The following is a 16,598-nucleotide window of genomic DNA, read 5'->3' as shown; positions in this document are numbered from 1 at the left end:
TTTGCACTGCCTCGCGGTTTTGATTTAAAACTAACGAATCTTCACAAGTACAGTGACTTTATACTTCTATTGACTATGACAAGCGCTACACTTAACCTTCTACAAAATGATGATTTTAGGTGACATATGGCGCAGAAAAAACAAATGACACAGCAGGAATGGGATCGATTAGTTCCAGCTATGGCAACTTATGCGCACATAACAACTGAGATCGGTTATGCAGTTTTAGTTGATGGCGAAAGGCAGACAGATGTAGCCGTTCGCGTATGTCGGACAAAGCAAAACGTAGCGAATGCAGTAAAACGCATATGGGAACTTTACCAACAGGTGACAACTGATGATGGAGAAAACCTTGAATTAGTCAGTGTTTGGTTGCCAAAACCGGAAGCGGATAAGGTAAGAATGATGGCGGCTAAATTTTCGATCAACGGTGATAAAGTTAAACCGTAGAAGATGGAGTACAAATGGCGTTTCAATCCCCTGCAGCTAACTTCACAGAACAACGTCTTGATTTTACTAGCCTGGTAAACCTCTCCTCACATTCCTCATACGTCTTCAAAAGCGCAAGTGATTATCCTGATATTGGTATACTCAAAGGGTCATTGCTGGCAGTAGATCGAGCAATCCCCTTTAAACATGATCAAATCGTCATTGCTAACGTTGGTGATGATCTTGTACTTCGCCGCTTACTACTCACTCCGATAGCAGCTCTCCAAGAACTGGATGGACCTAAAACAATCACACCAATGCCGTCCAACCAAGATGTACCAGTCTGGGGTGTAATCGCATACGTCCTGACTGATATGGCTGGCTCAGGCTTTAATTTCAACGAAGAAGCCTAACTAATCCCCGCCTACAAATTTCATCTTGTAAAAAACCCCCGCAGAACAAAGACTGTATACATAAACAGCATTTTAATGAGCTATCCCTATGTTTGCGCTTGCTGACGCTAATAATTTTTATGCCTCTTGCAAAAGAATCTTCCGCCCTGACTTGAAGGGGAAGCCAATTTGCGTTGTGTCTAACAACGATCTGAGTGATAAGTAGTGTTAGTTAGTTTCGTGGTTTCAATTTTTCAGGTTTGAAGAATTGAATGGTCCGCTATGTGCGAAAAACGGGTACTGAGTGTGAAGACCGGGGGGCGTAACTCAGCCCGAACTGATAAGCCCGACAAACCTGTCAACCAGTGGGTTTTCACTCACTGATGACCAGGCAACGGCGGTGGTAATGACCTGAATGTTTTCTTCCAACGGGATGGTGACCACGTTTGCAGGAGAAAGGCGCTCCAGAGAAGCCGGTACCAGCGCTACTCCCTGCTCACAGCTGACAAACGCAATCTGCGAAGCAACGGACCGCACCTCGTGCAGGATCCGGGGTGAAAAGCCTTTTTCACGGCAGGCTGCGGTTATAGAGTCAAAATAAACCGGGCTCAGATGACGCGAAAACATCACCCACTCTTCACTCATCAGTGAGCGGAGAGCGATCCGGTGCTGCCCCGCAAGCCGGTGATTATGAGGCAGTGCGACAACGAGCCTGTCACTGGAAACCGGCATTTGTTCAATGCCTTCCCCCATGTCACCCGTAAGGCGGGCAAAAGCAAGGTCGATTTCTCCGGCGGAAAGTGCCGGAATAGCCTCAGCGCTGTCAATTTCCTTGACGGAAACGGTCACCTCCGGCATCAGCGCTTTCATCTGCTTGATGTAGGCCGGCAGAACATCAAGCATCGCGGTACTGATGGCCCCGATGGTCAGCATCCCGGTATGGCCTGCTACCGCCTCACTGACAGCCAGCTCCAGCCGTTCAGCCTGTTCGGCAAACTTTCTTACTGCCGGCAGAATGGCCTGTCCCGCCGGCGTCAGCTGTATTTTTCTTCTGGAGCGGTCAAACAGCTGCACCTTCAGCGTCTGCTCCAGCACCTGGATCTGCTGCGTCAGGGGCGGCTGCGTCATGCCCAGTCTCTTTGCGGCCCGGCCAAAGTGTTTTTCCTCGGCCACGGCCAGAAAAAGCCACATGTGCCGCAGTATGCGAAAATTCATCATCTCCTCCGATACGTTTTTTATATCAAACCAATTCGCAATAAGGATTTTTAATATCAGACTGTACCGCTGATAGTGTCTGACATTCAACCAATCGCGGAGTGTGTTTTATGACGACGGACCTGGCATTAGCGAGGCTGGCTGAGCTGGACACCAATACGGTGTCAGACGCGCTGGATTTTCTTGACATCGAGGGGGCAACCTGGGGGATCGTTCCGCTGTGGGGCTGCCCGAAAATTACCGGGCGTGCCAGCACCATCCAGCTGGGCCCCAAAACCGATACCGGACCCACGGTACACCTTATTTCGCCCGTCATTGATGCGATTACCAGTAACGATCGCATTCTTGTCATCGCAGGTGGACAGGCGGGCATTTCCTGCTGGGGCGACATCCTGGCAAACGCGGCACGGGGCCGCGGCGTCCGGGGCTCTGTGATCGACGGCCTGAGTCGCGACATTGAGGGAAGCGAAGCCATCGGATATCCGGTTTACGGGCGCGGCGTAACGATGATCAGTGCGCGCAACCGGGTTATTCAGCTTTCTTCCGGACAGCCGGTCAGGTTTGCCGGCGTCGAGGTACGTCAGGACGACTACGTGATTGCCGACCGCTGCGGCACCGTATTTATCCCCGCTCATCGTATTGACGACGTTCTCGGACTGGCGCAAAAGATCGCCCGCCGGCAGGCCGGTATGGTCCGCGCCGTCCGCCGCGGTAACGCAGTGGCTGACGTAATGCATGACAGCGCCTTTGATGCCATCAGTACGGAGTCTGAAAATGACTGATAAAGATTATTCGCTTACCGATCTGTTCCGCGGACTGGACACGGCCGGCGTGTCCGATGCACTCGATAAGCTGGGTTTGCCGGGTCAGTGCTGCGACATCATGCCGCTGGATGACTACCCGCAGGCGACGGTCGGAGTGGCATGGACCGTCCGTTACGAGCCCGCCAGCAGTCCGCCCGGCACGGTAGGGGATTTTATTGATGACGTGCCGGCCGGAAGTTTTGTGGTTATCGATAACAACGGGCGCACTGACTGCACGGTCTGGGGCGACATCATGACTCAGGTGGCCGGAATGAAGGGGATTGCCGGCACGGTCATTGACGGTGTCTGTCGCGACGTGCACAAAGCGCTCGGGGATGGCTATCCGATGTTCACCCGCGGGCGTTTTATGCGGACCGGAAAAGATCGCGTGCAGGTGAGTGCGGTGAATCAGCCGGTTTCCATCGGAAGCGTGCGCGTCGAACCTGGTGACGTGGTGATTGCCGATGCCAGCGGCGTGGTGATTGTTCCGTCCGCAAGGGCAGAAGAGGTCGCGCGGGTTGCGCAGGACATTGAAAAAACTGAGTCGCAGATCCGCGAAGCGCTGGCGGAAGGAAAATCTCTTCGCCAGGCACGTGAAGAACTGGGCTATCACCTTCTTCAGAGGAAATCATCATGACATCGGTAACGGAGCAGCATGCCCGCCGGGCACTTGAGCTGGGCAGCGCCACGCTATACGAAGCCTCCGGGCTCGACTGTGCGGCAGATCCGCAGATCCGCAACATCTGGCGCGGCATGGCGATCGCGGCCCCGGCCTTTCCCGTCGCCTGTTCACCCGGCGATAACCTGGCGCTGCACCTTGCGCTTGAAAAGGCTCCGCGTGGCAGCGTGCTGGTCGTGACCACGGACGGCCACCTGGCCGGGTACTGGGGAGAGGTGCTGACGGTGGCGGCCCGGGCGGCCGGCCTTGCAGGCCTGATTACGGACGGCGGCGTCCGCGACATCGCGGCCATTAAGAAACACGACTTTCCGGTTTTCGCGCGCGGGGTGTCAGTGCGCGGCACGATAAAGAGCAGCTTTCAGTCCGTGGGGCAGCCTTTCCGCTTCACCGGCATTCCTGTCGACGCCGGTGACGTCGTTGTGGCGGATGATGACGGCGTCGTTATCATTCCGGCCGCTGAATTTTCCCGCGTGCTGCAGGACGGCGAGGCGCGTGAGGCAAAAGAAAGACTGATGATGGAAAAACTTAATGCAGGCAGCACCACGGTAGACTTAATGGGTCTCTCACAGTGGAGAACGCAATGACCGGGATTCAGAAGCTGAACCACTATCTTGACAGCGTCAGGCCTTCAGCCACCTACAGGATCATGGACAAGGTTGCGGAGCTGAAGGCGCAGGGGCGTAAAATCATTTCGCTCAGCGCCGGCGAGCCGGATTTCCCCACGCCCAGGCACATCTGCGCGGCCGCGATGATTGCCATACAGGACGGTCACACAAAGTACACACAGGTTGCCGGGCTCCGGGCGCTGCGGGAAGCCGTGGCCCGGAAGTTTAAAACGGACAACGGTCTGGATGTGTCCTGGGAAGACACGCTCGTGGGAAATGGCGGTAAACAGATTATCTATAATGCGCTTGCCGCCACCCTGAACGACGGGGATGAGGTGATCATCCCGGCGCCTTACTGGGTGAGCTATCCGGAAATGGTGCAGCTCTGCGGGGGAATACCGGTAATGCTGACGTGTGACGGCGGCAGTGGCTTCAAGCTGACGCCGGAACTGCTTGACGCGGCAGTCACCCCCCGCACGCGCTGGCTTATCCTTAACTCACCGTCCAACCCGACGGGGGCGGTTTACAGCGGGCAGGAGCTGCAGGCGCTGGGCCAGGCACTTCTCCGCCATCCGCAGGTGCTCATACTCTCTGATGATATTTACGAGCACCTGATTTTTGACGGCGCTAAGTTTTCGACCATGGCCGCCGCGGTGCCGGAACTGCAGCCCCGCACGCTGACCATGAACGGCGTGTCCAAGGCCTGGTCAATGACCGGCTGGCGCATCGGGTTCTGTACCGGTCCGCGCTGGCTTATCTCCGCCATGGAAAAGCTGCAGGGTCAGCAGACCTCCGGTGCCAGCTCCGTTTCACAGCATGCCGCCCTGGCGGCGCTGAACGGCCCGCGTGATTTTCTGAATACCTCCCGCGATGCCTTTACCGCCAGGCGGGACTTTGTGCTGAGCCAGCTTAACAGCGCGCCGGGCATCCGCTGCGCGACGCCTCAGGGGGCTTTTTATGTATTTGCCCACTGCGGCGGCCTCATCGGAAAAACGTCCGCGGGCGGTGCCCGCCTGAATTCAGATGAAGACGTGGCCACCGCACTGCTTGAAGAAAAAGGCGTGGCGGTGGTGCACGGCAGCGCGTTTGGCCTCGGCCCCTATATCCGCATTGCCTACGCCACCGATGACGCCTCGCTGAAGCAGGCATGTCAGCACATTACCGATTTCTGTCGCGCAGCACGCTGAGCGGCAGTCACTACATTCAGCCCCTTTCAGTCATCAGGAGCAGCCAGCTTGAGCAGCGAGTTTGAAAGCCGGACCTACGGCATCACAGTTGATAAGACAGAAATGCGCATCGCCGCCATTCACCGTCCGGGTCAGGGTGAACCCGTTCTGTTTTTACACGGTTTTGGATCCACCAAGGAAGACTATGCGGACATCATTCACTATGCCGGATTTCATGGCCGCCCGTTTCTGGCCTATGATGCACCGGGCTGCGGTGAAACACAGTGCAGTGATTTAAGCGCAATCAGTATCCCTTTTCTTGCTGAAACGGCGCTGGCGATGGTCAGCGTACTGGGCTATGAGCGTTTTCACCTGGTCGGGCACTCAATGGGCGGACTCACCGCCCTGATACTGGCGCATGCACACCCTGAACGCATACTGAGCTTTGTGGACATCGAGGGGAATATTGCCCCGGAAGACTGCTTCCTGAGCCGTCAGGTCGTGAACTATCCTGCAGGCAGTGATGAAGAGTTTTTTGACAATTTTATCACCCGCACCCGGCACGCTCCTGCCTGGGCAAGTGCGCTCTACTCGGCCAGCCTGCGTCACAAGGTCCGCGCCGGAGCGGTGAGGCCCATTTTCAGGTCAATGGTGAACTACTCTGATCACGGTGACCTGATGGCCAAGTTTCTTAATCTGCCGTGTCCGAAAATGTTCATGTATGGTGAACAGAACGCCACGCTCTCCTATCTTGAGCAAATCAGCGCACATGGTGTGCAGCTGGCTCAGATTCCGCATTGCGGGCATTTTCCGATGTATTCGAACCCTGAACTTATGTGGCGTCATATAAGAGAGTTCCAGCAGGCAGCATCCTTTGCCAGGCGGGCACGCTGAGGGCCATAACCTGATCAGCGCAGCTCTCTGACGTCAGTCGCGGAGCTGCGCGCAGCCGTTTATCTGTCACCCTCAGCAGGCAGACAGACTGGCTGGCTGCCTGCATCACCGGGCGGCCATCCTGTGCGCACCGGGAAAAGTTCAGGGCTCTCACCTCAGAATAGCCGCATCCGGTCTGTGGTTTCGTAACGGCCGGCTGCCACGCAGCAGGCATTCTCAGAATGATGCGTTTATGCAGCTTGCCCGGGCAGGAGTAATACCGTCTGACGGTGAAACATGGCAATAAATGCCGAAACGCTGCTGTAACCCACCTCAAAAGCCACGCTTTCCACCTTCTGCCCTCTTTCCAGTAGGCTGACAGCCCTGACGACGCGCAGCCGCTGACGCCATTCATTCAGCGGCATGCCGAGTCTTTCCTGACACCTCCGGTTCAGCGTTCGGATGGTCGTACCCGCAGAGGCGGCCAGCACAGACAGCGGCGTTTTATCCGCGGGATTTTTCGCCAGCCTGTCGAGCACGGCGGCCAGCAGCGGATCGCTGGTAGACGGGAGGAAATTCTGATAGCGGGGTGCCGCGGCCAGCTGATCGCGCAGCACGTCAAGGAACCGGTTATTTTCAGCAGAAAGTGGCGCGCGGAGCGGATGCTGGCGAAGGTAATCGAGCATGGCAATGATCAGGGCGCTGACTTCCAGTGTGCAGGGCGTTCCCAGCATTCCCTGACAGAGTTCCGGCATCAGGTAGAACGAACAGTGGGACGCGCAGTAGTGGTTCAGACCTTCATGCACAACACCCGGAGGCAGCCATATTCCATAATGTGCCTGCGCTGTCAGATGATCAGCGTCCAGCCTGACCTCCATGACGCCGCTGAAAGAATACACAAACTCCCCCCTCGGGTGGGAGTGCACAGGATAAGCCGCTCCGGCGGGCATATTTGAAGATGCTTCTCATCTGATTCGCACTATTAAGTAGCTAACTAAAGTAACTCTACAAGTCTCATGACACAGAAAAAATTAGTAATTCGATACTGATTAAAATCATATCGTTACACATAATTAACTGTTAGCACCATTCAGATATAATGACGGATGCGTGATAGCACGCTCTGCGGAAGCTAAAAAGTTGGGAATCCCTATGGGTGCCCCACTTTTTAAAAATGAGCGTTTTTTCCGCGAAAATGGTGTGATTGTTTTCTCAAGTAACTATGCCTTATACGGCGATATGAGTAACCGTATGATGTCGATTCTTGGGGATATGGCACCAGGTCAGGAAATTTACTCTATCGATGAAAGCTTTTTAGACTGCACCGGTATTGCTAGTTACATGCCTTTAGAGGAATTTGGTCTTCAAATGCGTAGCCGCGTTAAGAAAGAAACCGGATTAGTAATTGGCGTAGGTTTTGGCCCTACAAAAACTCTGGCTAAGCTGGCTAATCATGCGGCTAAAAAATGGAGTAAAACTAACGGCGTAGTTGATCTTTCATGCCCGGAACGTCAGCGCAAACTGATGGCTATAGTAGATATAGATGAAGTCTGGGGTGTCGGAGGCCGTATCAGAAAGCGGCTGGAGGCCATGGGCATTAACAAGGTGCTGGATCTGGCTAATTGCAACACCACTATGATAAGAAAAAATTTTAACGTCGTTCTTGAGCGTACAGTTCGAGAATTGAATGGAGAGTCCTGTATAGCTCTTGAAGAGGCTCCCCCACCGAAACAACAGATCGTATGTTCCAGGTCATTTGGACAGCGTATAACTGGGCTGGAGGACATGCAGCATGCAGTAGTAACGTATGCCACCCGAGCCGCAGAAAAAATTCGAGAGCAGGGTTCAAAATGTAGGCACATCAGTGTTTTTATAGCCACTGGCCGCTATGGCGATGAACCTCAGTATGCTAATACTTCATCCTTAACCTGTGAATATCCAACCAGTGATACGCGTGACATCGTGGGTTTTGCTATCATTTGCTATCAGGGGCTTAGATAGCATATGGCGTGATGGTTATCGATATGCCAAAGCTGGCATCATGTTAGGTGATTTTTACCAATCCGGAATCGCACAGCTTGATATTTTTAGTGAAAACCAGCCTAAAGCCAATGCGGATGCCTTGATGGCAGCTCTGGACACAATCAATAAATCCGGGCTTGGGAAGGTTTGGTTTGCTGGGCAAGGAGTTGATAACCCATGGCAGATGAAAAGAGAAATGCTGTCGCCCAGATATACAACGAGCCTGAAGGAATTGCCCATCGCTAAATAATACACTTGGCTATAGAAAGATGGAGCTGATCAAATTTATCTTAGTTACATCATTCTAATAAAGCGCTTAATGCACTAGGAGCTTTAACTTCAAGATTTGTATCGTATATTATTCTATAATGTATATACATTTGCATATGCAGGAATCTGCATTCAAGTATATTCATTTGTATATACATAAGAGAGCTCGATGAGATTGCCTGCTCTTTGGTTAACGTCAGAAAGTTAAATTGATTAGGTGTAATGTATATACATTTGCATTTGCATATGCATATGCAGGAATCTGCATTCAAGTATATCCATTTGTATATACATAAGAGAGCTCGATGAGATTGTCTGTACTTTGGTTAACGTCAGGAAGCTAAATCGATGAGGCTAAATGTATATTCATTTGTATATACATTGAGCCTCTAAAATTAAGTGTTTTCAACGAGTAGCTGAGCAAGCTTTTCAATGAACTTATCGTCTTCAAGATAACAAGCTGCCCTGAGAACTCTCGAACGAGTAATGTTTTTTTGAGGCAATTTGTCCTGAACTTTTTCAACCAGCATCGACAGAGCGTCATCATCAAGGCCAGTAAGCCGAAGGTTCATTTGTTTACCAGTAGTGATGTTTCTTCGCTCAGTTACACGAGTTACACCTTTGGCTATACGATCACTTCTTGCCACTCTCAGCCTCCTCAATTTGCTGCAGAAGCTCTTGAGTTAGCGCTTTATAGTCACGGTAAGGGCGTTCGTTCTTAGCAAACATCATCACGGGTCGATGAACCTCTGTAGCCTGCTTAAAAAGCTCACTCTGACGAATTTCAGTTTTTGCGACTCTGTACCCAGCATCACTGATGTAGCCATCAATAGCTTTTTTCATTTTTGAGTGAGATTCGTTAACTTTTGTCTTTACAAGTGTATATACAAAATCTTCGTTACGTCTTACTTCTCGTACCACCTGGAATAGATCATCTATACCTTTCACAGCCCTGCGATCCATGTCTACTGGCACGACGATTTTATCGGTTATTAGAAGAGCATTCTCGATACTTAGGTCTATAGCTGGGCGAAGATCTATAAGTATAAAATCGTAGGTTGTTTTAAGTCTGCTTAGTCCTTCCTCCAGAATATTCAAACGGTGACGGAAGCGTTCGGCACTACGAGCTTCAACAGCAAGGGTGATGTCGGCTGGTATGACATCCAGATTTTGGATAACGGTTTCACCATCGAGAGCGTTATAGACCAGCTGGTTTGTATCAAACTTTGGGTCTTCAAAGAGATCGGTGATTGTATAATCTTCCTCACCGCGGCCAACATCATCACTCAAATTACCTTGGTGATCCAAGTCAACCAGAAGGGTCTTATAACCTGCTGCAGCCAGTGCGCAACCCACAGCAATACAGCTCGTTGTCTTAGCCACGCCACCTTTACTGTTTGCAAAAGAAATTATGTAAGGCTTTTTCATTTCGAATCTCTATGTATATACAAAGGTATATGCATAGTACATGTAGAGAATCGAATGTCAATGTATATACTTATGTATATACATATTTAATGGCATCCATATGCACATGTATAGTTAATATGCAGTATGATTTAATGATTAAAATGAGAGCTATTCACATTAACTGATTGAATATGAATGGTTTTTTTGTGTCGTTCGAATTCAACATGATAAAAGCGTTTGCTAAGTAGTCATGACAATAAACAGCTGATAGTTAATCTTGTTGAAAATTTCCAACTGAAGGGGAGGGCGTATAAGACACTTGACAGCACCGCTCAGGCACACAGCGTGAACCAGTCTAACTAGCATTTTTTAGTATTCTATTCACGTTAAGCTGATAATCAAAAGGTTCGTTTGAGGGAAAGACGTGAAACCCGACAATCCCCTCATAATAAAAATTAAACTATCGACTATCAGTTATAAAGAGCATCTAGTTTTTCAGTGATTCTTTTATTGACTTCATTAATATCAAGAAATCTTCCATTAAGATATCGCACGTAAAGTTCAGTTAAGAATTCAGTTGCTTTAGGACGGAATAAGAAAACCCCCGCGAACTTGACAAAAAAATCAGCTATCTTTTCTTCAGCGGAAAAACCTGATGAATCAAATTTATGCTGAATGACTGAGCTACAACATAAATTAAAAATCCTATCAACTTTATGTCCATATGGATTGTTAAAGAAAGTTAAATGAAGATTTTTAAAAGGATAAGGTGCTACATAAGCTGTGATTGACTTAAGAAAATAGCGTTCAAGTACTCTTGATAAAAAGTCGCTTACATCGAGATCAGGGTTATACGATCCTATGTATTTATTTAAGAGTCCATACAAAAAGTGTCCTTCTAAATCTGAAGGTGAGGCAGCTAAATTATAAAAATCAGTATTTATGATAGGGAAAGGTAAACCATTAATTGCATGTAAAAAAATCGCATGCTCCCTTTGTGATTTTGAAATTTTTGATGCCGCATCACTTATTATTTTGTATGGATTAAGAGGTGTTATTTGAAAGTGAGCTAATAATATCCAGCAAGATTGTGTATCTATTGAAAATACTGGTATATTGCTATTTTTTATTGCATAGATTGATTTGACATAACTATATCCATAAATGTCTATATTTTCAGCAAACTGTTTATCATAATTATCTGGGGTTATGTTTAAGGGCATGAGTATGGGCAAGATTGCTTTCAAATTACGTAAAAGTTCATTATTCCACTTTTTGAATCTTTCAGAATTAATAAAATGGAGTTTGCCATTTTCATCTTTGGAAACAGTACCATATTTATCACTTTCCACGGATTTCAGCCATCTGGTTAAGGCATCGATATCATCTTGTGTTAAATGTAATTTTATGCCATTTTTAATGAAATACTCAGAAGTTGATGTTAAACATAAATATAAAATCGTTATCATATCGGTACATGCATCACTCTCAATATTACCTCCATCATTAATTAATGCTTCGAACCGTGTTTTAGGGTTTTCAAGAAGCATCATCGCAGACTTGATTAGATCATTTTTACCAATTAAGTTCATCCTAACAGCTAAAGGAAGTCCTTTATTCGAAAAGTATGAATCATCAATTTTACTAAAAGGTAAGTATTTGCTAAACTGCTCAATCATAACTGATGGATCTTCAGAAAGCCTTAATATTTGAAAGGCATCTGAACCATCATTAGATTCGTCACGAACGTCGGATGCCAAATCCTTAATTGCAATAAAGGGAGGGAGAAATGCTTCAATTTTTAAGTGCTTAACCCCAGCAACAATCTCATCTCCTATCTCCTTATCCTTAAATGCTTGAGCTAAGAGCGAGTTTGGTGAAAGTATGTGTCTATTAGATAATTTCTCGTCATAGGAAATTACTCTCAAAATGACTTTATCACCATCACGATACCGTATGGCATGTTCTAAACCATTAATATGATATGATGGATTGAAATCCTTAGCCTTTTCACTGGTTATTATTTGTATGCATGCTTGTGAAATGTAAAAGTAATTGTCATCTAATGAGTCTTTAAACCAATTGATAACTATATTTTCTACTAACTCAAAGTGAGCCCTATTCACGAGGATACTTATTACATCAAGTGTGACTGGCTCAGGGTTAGCAAACAAGGAAATATCAATTTCACTGATTGTTTTGTCGAGGCGTTCGAATTTCTCTAACTTGTAAAGAGCTTTTAAAGTAAGCGAGATTTTTTGTATGTTATTGTTTTTATTGTTTTTTTCTGCCTCACATAAAGCATCATTCGCTGATCCATGGAATAGATGAGTCCAAATTATTAAATTATGGATTTCAACGGGTTTATCTTTATCATTTACCCTATTTGATAGGCATATTAAATCTTTGTGACGCGCTGTGTTGTGTAGCTTATATAAAGCATACTCAATTAATGGTGAGCACCATAATTCTTTTTTGTCGCTTAAAAAATATAAAAGAAGATCACAGGCCTCTTCTTCATTGCCACAGTTATATAAAGTTTCACTTAATCTTTTGATATATTCAGCATTTATAACCTCATAATCAGGCTTGGGTGTTTTCAATAAGGTTTTGATGCATTCTTTTAACTTGCTTGTATTATTTGATAGCAATGCAACACTTAACTCATTTAGCTTAACTTCAAGGTCATTAAAGTCCCCAGTGATAGTAACTCCATTATCAATCCAATTTTTAAGCTTTTCCTCTGGCATTATCTGTTGAGCAATCCAAAATGTACGATAATCGATTTCTTTAGTCTCGAATATAGAGCTAATTTTTTCTTGATGTTTCTGTTCATTACTAATTAGCTTTTCTACTATTTTTGTCGGGTGATTATCAGATACATCACCTGATTGACATAAAATTTTTATTTCGTCTGCGTAATCTTTGGCGAATATGTCAGTTTTATCTATGTTTAATCTACATATCTCTAAAAGTTCTTTACTGGATAACTTAGTGAAAACTAGTGCAGGAAATAAAATATTAAACAACCGCGAGTCATTACTCTCACTTTCCGTATAAACCTGCAAGGCCTCTTTGATTAAACCATCAACCTTTTCTTTTTCTGCTTGTGTTAGGATCCAGTAATCTTTACTTTTGATACTTTCGTTTAACACAAATGCTTTTGTTAAAACTGAGAGGTAGTTAGAGTTGTAGTTTTGAAAATCTTCTTTCAAGTGTTCTGCAGCTTTATGAGCCTCTGCAAAGCAATTAAGTCTTATCAAGCCATCAATCATTCCGTTAATTTCTTCTTCGGATATATTGTGGATTTCATTTTGTAATAAGTTTAATAGCTCTTCTTTGGTTGAAAATATTGATAATGCAACTGCTTTACTGTGCAGCCCTACATCTTTACTCTGGGAGAATCTTTCTTTTGCTTTTGCTAATCCTTTAGTTTGAGCCTCCACAGTCAGAATTAGTGACAAAGCTAAGTCTTTTATCAATTCGTTACTTGAGTTTTTGAGTGTAGATATGATTTCTTTTAGATCGAGTTCGCTTTTTGGATTCGAAGTGTGCTCACATTTTATTTTAAGAATGGTCAGGAGTTCTGTTACTTCACTTTCTAAGCCACTCATGCTCTCAATGAGCTTTATTTTTCCCCTCGCAGAGTCAAAGTCTCTGTTATTTATTTCATTTAGAATTGCCCTGACTGGTTTTCTCAAGTTATCAGGAGTAGTTGCCGTAATTATTTCTTGGTAAGTTCCAGCGTTTATTATTTTAGGTCCTGCTACTGCATCGCCTGAGCCTGAATGAATTAAGGTTGTATCTGACATGGGATTACCTATTAACTATTTATTGTTAACTATTTTGCTGCCGCCAACGTTGTCGCCTGAGCCTGAATGCTGCTGATTTATATTAACTACAGATTGAGCGGGTATTGCGGTTAATAATGCTTTAATTTCCGGGGATTCATCAAATCTTCTTTCAATAGCTATAGGACTCATTTCATCGTTCAAAGGCATTGATTCAATTTTATCTGAAAGTGATTCAACAGCCTCTTCATCCAGAATAAAACTTTTTAGTTTTTCTTTAATCGTGCTTTTTGAGAATGATAAACCAGCTTGTAATAATTCATAAATACCGCGTGCCAGGATTGCTGTAGTGATTGCTTCCATGTGATTTTCCTTTTGGGTTAGATCCTGTTCATTTCTGTCAGATACACCTTCTCTTACAAATTAAGACTTATCTCACTCATTGGCAATCATCATTCAAGCTTATGTGAAAGTATTTTTGCTGTGACATTTATGTATACCCAAATGTCACCCCCTAAAATCATGCGTTTTTACCTTTAAGTCATGATATAAAAGTCATGCTATTCTTAGTCATAACCTAAAAGTCATTTATGGGTAAAAAATGTACATTTTTGCTTATCTGCGTGCTTCCACGCGAGAGCAGGACGCTGAACGCGCTAAAGATCGTCTTCAGCAGTTTGTTTCAGAACGTGGACATCGGATTGCCAGCTGGTACGTAGAGAATGTATCTGGCGCGTCACTGAGGCGACCTGAGCTGATGCGATTGCTTGAGAACGCGGCTCCGGGTGATGCGATACTGATTGAACAGGTTGATCGCTTATCTCGCCTTGATGATGATGGCTGGAAAACACTTAAAGAGCTTATAAGTAGCAAAAGCCTGTCGATCATCAGCCTGGACCTGCCTACAAGTTATGTCGCGCTCGAGAACCATCGTGGAGACGAATTCACAGCTGCCATGTTGCGGGCTATAAATGCCATGATGCTGGATATGCTTGCAGCCATTGCACGCAAAGACTATCAGGACAGACGTCGCCGGCAGAGCGAAGGGATAGTTAAGGCGGTAGAGAGCGGAAAATTCAAAGGTCGTCAGCCGAATCTGCAGATGCATCAGAATGTCATTAAGCTGCGTCTGCAAAACGGGATGAGTATCAGGGAGACAGCTTCAATATGCGGCATCTCAGAGCGCCAAGTGATTAGGATTACGCAGCGCCATCTCAGTAACAGTGATCCCGAAGGGAAAGGGGTAGATGATGAAGCACACAGCATATGAGCGCGGAGCTCAGGCAGCGGGTCTGTATAAGAAATTAACAAAAACAATGCGGGTATCGAATGATGCCTGCATAAGCTGGGCCCAGAAAAATGGGATACCAAACATTTTGGGACGATTACCCGTTCCGATAGCAATTTTCTGTTTGCTGATTACAGCTCTGCTTTGTGGGGTAGTAATAGGTAGCTTAATTGTTGTGGCAGCTATGTTCATTTATATGCTTTGCAACATAACTATCAGTAATGAAGACGGTTACAACAGTGAGCATAACCCCTCCTATGGCACGGAGTGGCGTAATGGTAGCGAGGGCACTGGAATCTATACTGGCCCGGAGCATGGCCCCGGACCTTCTTATCGTGTAGATAATGATGACGATGAAGATTAGAAGTCTCATGCATCTAATCTTGGGGGCAGTTTGGATATAGAAAATTATTGTACGGTAAGCCTGTTTTTTGTACATTTTTAGGGCTATTGCCGAAGGTCGTTCACTACTTACTTCATAGGCCGTAACCGTAGCCAGTGGCCTTATCGGCCACTAAGCGGACTAGATCAGCAAGCGATACATGCTTAACTCTTTTACGGTTTGCGCCATGCCTTGCCGTAGTAAGGCTTCTAAGTATTCATCAACTGACATTGGCGGTCTCCTCAGATTGCTACGCTGCGTAGTTACTGCCGAGAGTACGAGCGCGCGATTTAAATCGAACAAATCCATCACAAAATCATCAGGATGCAACGCTTCTATACCGAAAGCATTAAGTGCCGGTGCCGGAAAATCTTTAAGATTGAACGTCACTATGATTTCAGAATTGCTACGAACAGAAGCTGCGACGACGTGGCGATCGTCAACGTCAGGTAAATCAACACTATCAATTAGCGGTTCAAAACCTGTAATCATCGCATCGGGAACCACTGTATTCATCAGTGCGGCGGTGCGTTGAATCTGTTCCGGGGTTAAATCAGTCCTATTTGCCAAAAGATTCCGCTGCCATTCATCTTCAATAGTGGCTGACCATTTCGGCTGATACAGTCCAGTCAGCCCTAAGCGGATCAGTAAATCCCGTAGAAATGACGGGTAAAGTACACAAGCATCTAAAACTACGGGATAAGGTGTGTGGTTCATTAGTAAAGTCCAAGCTCCTGGCTTAGATCTGCCAACTCCTGCATTGCTTTATTGCTTTCGCTATCTCGCTGATCTTTGTACTTCATCAAATCGGCGAAAAGCACGCGGCGGTGGCGACCTGTTTTATGAAAAGGCAGCTTCCCGTCTTCCAGCAGTTTCACCATGTGAGGGCGTGAAACATTCAGAATATTGGCTGCTTCCTGCGTCGTTAATTCTGCATGTACAGGAACAACTTGAACCGCGTTACCGAGGGCCAGTTCACCTAAAATCGACATAAGCAGCGTCAGTGAAGACGTTGGCAGTTCGATCTGGTGGGTTATGTTATCTGCGTCCTGAATTGCAATTTTTTGTGTTTCCATTTTTGTGGAGAGGTAGGCGGCAAGCTCCCTTTGTCCACGTACAGCTGCCTCAATCTCCCCTTTAGCCGGAAGGCTAAGGCTGTCAAGAATTGAGTTTGTCATTTTAGTATTCCAGTTATCTAGTTGATTTGAATGTATAATTTTATGTGTATATGCGTATGTTTGTGATTTCAGTTTATGGTTTTAGTATGTGATTT

Annotated in this window: 17 protein-coding genes and 2 pseudogenes; 11 read left to right on the top strand and 8 right to left on the bottom strand. The window is 46.4% G+C overall.

Translation table 11 applies throughout. The features are described 5' to 3' along the window. Positions 1 to 126 precede the first annotated feature (126 nt). The 3 genes and pseudogenes from AC6I8C_RS22380 to AC6I8C_RS22370 form a co-directional block, all read left to right on the top strand. Positions 127 to 450 (top strand): TrfB-related DNA-binding protein, encoded by a 324-nt coding sequence (locus AC6I8C_RS22380; protein ID WP_497823901.1) that lies wholly within the window; start codon positions 127 to 129, stop codon positions 448 to 450. Positions 451 to 464: 14 nt separating this feature from the next. Then, positions 465 to 842 (top strand): S24/S26 family peptidase, encoded by a 378-nt coding sequence (locus tag AC6I8C_RS22375; protein ID WP_187506543.1) that lies wholly within the window; start codon positions 465 to 467, stop codon positions 840 to 842. An 88-nt stretch (positions 843 to 930) separates the two neighbouring features. After that, positions 931 to 1,032: pseudogene (locus AC6I8C_RS22370) on the top strand (Y-family DNA polymerase); the annotation flags it as partial. Positions 1,033 to 1,148: 116 nt separating this feature from the next. On the opposite strand, the gene AC6I8C_RS22365 reads toward AC6I8C_RS22370, so the two are convergent. After that, complete coding sequence (locus AC6I8C_RS22365) at positions 1,149 to 2,039, bottom strand: LysR family transcriptional regulator (RefSeq protein WP_166712522.1); 891 nt, start codon at positions 2,037 to 2,039, stop codon at positions 1,149 to 1,151. Positions 2,040 to 2,146: 107 nt separating this feature from the next. On the opposite strand from AC6I8C_RS22365, the gene AC6I8C_RS22360 reads away from it, so the two are divergent. The 5 genes from AC6I8C_RS22360 to AC6I8C_RS22340 all read left to right on the top strand — a co-directional run bounded on the left by AC6I8C_RS22360 (position 2,147) and on the right by AC6I8C_RS22340 (position 6,183). Beyond that, positions 2,147 to 2,818: an RraA family protein gene (locus AC6I8C_RS22360; protein WP_166712523.1), complete on the top strand. Its 672-nt coding sequence runs from the start codon at positions 2,147 to 2,149 to the stop codon at positions 2,816 to 2,818. Then, positions 2,811 to 3,476, top strand: coding sequence for an RraA family protein (locus tag AC6I8C_RS22355; protein ID WP_497823900.1), 666 nt, complete (start codon positions 2,811 to 2,813; stop codon positions 3,474 to 3,476). Before AC6I8C_RS22360 ends, AC6I8C_RS22355 begins: the two co-directional genes overlap by 8 nt. Then, on the top strand, positions 3,473 to 4,102 hold the full coding sequence (locus AC6I8C_RS22350; protein ID WP_166712527.1) for an RraA family protein: 630 nt from the start codon (positions 3,473 to 3,475) through the stop codon (positions 4,100 to 4,102). Before AC6I8C_RS22355 ends, AC6I8C_RS22350 begins: the two co-directional genes overlap by 4 nt. Further along, positions 4,099 to 5,310, top strand: coding sequence for a pyridoxal phosphate-dependent aminotransferase (locus tag AC6I8C_RS22345; protein WP_166712529.1), 1,212 nt, complete (start codon positions 4,099 to 4,101; stop codon positions 5,308 to 5,310). The genes AC6I8C_RS22350 and AC6I8C_RS22345 overlap by 4 nt, the downstream gene beginning before the upstream one ends. A gap of 102 nt (positions 5,311 to 5,412) precedes the next feature. Continuing rightward, positions 5,413 to 6,183, top strand: coding sequence for an alpha/beta fold hydrolase (locus AC6I8C_RS22340; RefSeq protein ID WP_166712537.1), 771 nt, complete (start codon positions 5,413 to 5,415; stop codon positions 6,181 to 6,183). 230 nt (positions 6,184 to 6,413) lie between these two features. Here the strand turns inward: AC6I8C_RS22340 and AC6I8C_RS22335 are convergent, their stop codons facing one another. After that, on the bottom strand, positions 6,414 to 7,112 hold the full coding sequence (locus tag AC6I8C_RS22335) for an AraC family ligand binding domain-containing protein (RefSeq protein ID WP_305879619.1): 699 nt from the start codon (positions 7,110 to 7,112) through the stop codon (positions 6,414 to 6,416). Positions 7,113 to 7,260: 148 nt separating this feature from the next. Between AC6I8C_RS22335 and umuC the strand changes: the two are divergent. Further along, positions 7,261 to 8,434 (top strand): annotated as a pseudogene (gene umuC, locus AC6I8C_RS22330) (translesion error-prone DNA polymerase V subunit UmuC); the annotation flags it as partial. Between the two features lie 415 nt (positions 8,435 to 8,849). Here the strand turns inward: umuC and AC6I8C_RS22325 are convergent. The 4 genes from AC6I8C_RS22325 to gapS6a form a co-directional block, all read right to left on the bottom strand. Then, a complete protein-coding gene (locus AC6I8C_RS22325) occupies positions 8,850 to 9,101 on the bottom strand; it encodes a hypothetical protein (RefSeq protein WP_187506467.1) in 252 nt (83 codons plus the stop codon). Further along, positions 9,088 to 9,882, bottom strand: a complete 795-nt coding sequence (locus tag AC6I8C_RS22320; RefSeq protein WP_265135634.1) for a ParA family protein — start codon at positions 9,880 to 9,882, stop codon at positions 9,088 to 9,090. The genes AC6I8C_RS22325 and AC6I8C_RS22320 overlap by 14 nt, the downstream gene beginning before the upstream one ends. 452 nt (positions 9,883 to 10,334) lie before the next feature. Next, positions 10,335 to 13,676: a GapS6b family protein gene (gene gapS6b, locus AC6I8C_RS22315; RefSeq protein WP_497823899.1), complete on the bottom strand. Its 3,342-nt coding sequence runs from the start codon at positions 13,674 to 13,676 to the stop codon at positions 10,335 to 10,337. A 15-nt stretch (positions 13,677 to 13,691) separates the two neighbouring features. After that, a complete protein-coding gene (gene gapS6a, locus AC6I8C_RS22310; RefSeq protein ID WP_265135638.1) occupies positions 13,692 to 14,018 on the bottom strand; it encodes a GapS6a family protein in 327 nt (108 codons plus the stop codon). A 238-nt stretch (positions 14,019 to 14,256) separates the two neighbouring features. Between gapS6a and AC6I8C_RS22305 the strand changes: the two genes are divergently transcribed. Together AC6I8C_RS22305 and AC6I8C_RS22300 are read left to right on the top strand one after the other, a co-directional pair. Beyond that, positions 14,257 to 14,925: a recombinase family protein gene (locus AC6I8C_RS22305; protein ID WP_140034363.1), complete on the top strand. Its 669-nt coding sequence runs from the start codon at positions 14,257 to 14,259 to the stop codon at positions 14,923 to 14,925. Further along, on the top strand, positions 14,903 to 15,307 hold the full coding sequence (locus AC6I8C_RS22300) for a hypothetical protein (protein WP_497823898.1): 405 nt from the start codon (positions 14,903 to 14,905) through the stop codon (positions 15,305 to 15,307). The genes AC6I8C_RS22305 and AC6I8C_RS22300 overlap by 23 nt, the downstream gene beginning before the upstream one ends. A gap of 159 nt (positions 15,308 to 15,466) precedes the next feature. Here the strand turns inward: AC6I8C_RS22300 and AC6I8C_RS22295 are convergent, their stop codons facing one another. Further along, a complete protein-coding gene (locus AC6I8C_RS22295) occupies positions 15,467 to 16,042 on the bottom strand; it encodes a PIN domain-containing protein (RefSeq protein ID WP_265135643.1) in 576 nt (191 codons plus the stop codon). Beyond that, positions 16,042 to 16,503, bottom strand: a complete 462-nt coding sequence (locus AC6I8C_RS22290) for a helix-turn-helix domain-containing protein (RefSeq protein WP_064691087.1) — start codon at positions 16,501 to 16,503, stop codon at positions 16,042 to 16,044. Before AC6I8C_RS22290 ends, AC6I8C_RS22295 begins: the two co-directional genes overlap by 1 nt. Between the last annotated feature and the right edge of the window lie 95 nt (positions 16,504 to 16,598).

It is taken from the genome of Pantoea sp. X-Soil-YNGN-844, assembly GCF_059730595.1.
Note: the sequence above shows the minus strand (reverse complement) of the source record. Positions and strands in the feature narration are given on the sequence as shown.

Coding starts and splice junctions, on each gene's coding strand:
- AC6I8C_RS22350 (WP_166712527.1), top strand. CDS start 3,473: ATGACATCGGTAACGGAGCAGCATGCCCGCCGGGCACTTGAGCTGGGC.
- AC6I8C_RS22300 (WP_497823898.1), top strand. CDS start 14,903: ATGATGAAGCACACAGCATATGAGCGCGGAGCTCAGGCAGCGGGTCTG.
- AC6I8C_RS22290 (WP_064691087.1), bottom strand. CDS start 16,503: ATGACAAACTCAATTCTTGACAGCCTTAGCCTTCCGGCTAAAGGGGAG.
- AC6I8C_RS22380 (WP_497823901.1), top strand. CDS start 127: ATGGCGCAGAAAAAACAAATGACACAGCAGGAATGGGATCGATTAGTT.
- AC6I8C_RS22340 (WP_166712537.1), top strand. CDS start 5,413: ATGCGCATCGCCGCCATTCACCGTCCGGGTCAGGGTGAACCCGTTCTG.
- AC6I8C_RS22320 (WP_265135634.1), bottom strand. CDS start 9,882: ATGAAAAAGCCTTACATAATTTCTTTTGCAAACAGTAAAGGTGGCGTG.
- AC6I8C_RS22360 (WP_166712523.1), top strand. CDS start 2,147: ATGACGACGGACCTGGCATTAGCGAGGCTGGCTGAGCTGGACACCAAT.
- AC6I8C_RS22345 (WP_166712529.1), top strand. CDS start 4,099: ATGACCGGGATTCAGAAGCTGAACCACTATCTTGACAGCGTCAGGCCT.
- gapS6a (WP_265135638.1), bottom strand. CDS start 14,018: ATGGAAGCAATCACTACAGCAATCCTGGCACGCGGTATTTATGAATTA.
- AC6I8C_RS22355 (WP_497823900.1), top strand. CDS start 2,811: ATGACTGATAAAGATTATTCGCTTACCGATCTGTTCCGCGGACTGGAC.
- AC6I8C_RS22295 (WP_265135643.1), bottom strand. CDS start 16,042: ATGAACCACACACCTTATCCCGTAGTTTTAGATGCTTGTGTACTTTAC.
- AC6I8C_RS22365 (WP_166712522.1), bottom strand. CDS start 2,039: ATGATGAATTTTCGCATACTGCGGCACATGTGGCTTTTTCTGGCCGTG.
- AC6I8C_RS22335 (WP_305879619.1), bottom strand. CDS start 7,112: ATGCCCGCCGGAGCGGCTTATCCTGTGCACTCCCACCCGAGGGGGGAG.
- gapS6b (WP_497823899.1), bottom strand. CDS start 13,676: ATGTCAGATACAACCTTAATTCATTCAGGCTCAGGCGATGCAGTAGCA.
- AC6I8C_RS22375 (WP_187506543.1), top strand. CDS start 465: ATGGCGTTTCAATCCCCTGCAGCTAACTTCACAGAACAACGTCTTGAT.
- AC6I8C_RS22305 (WP_140034363.1), top strand. CDS start 14,257: ATGTACATTTTTGCTTATCTGCGTGCTTCCACGCGAGAGCAGGACGCT.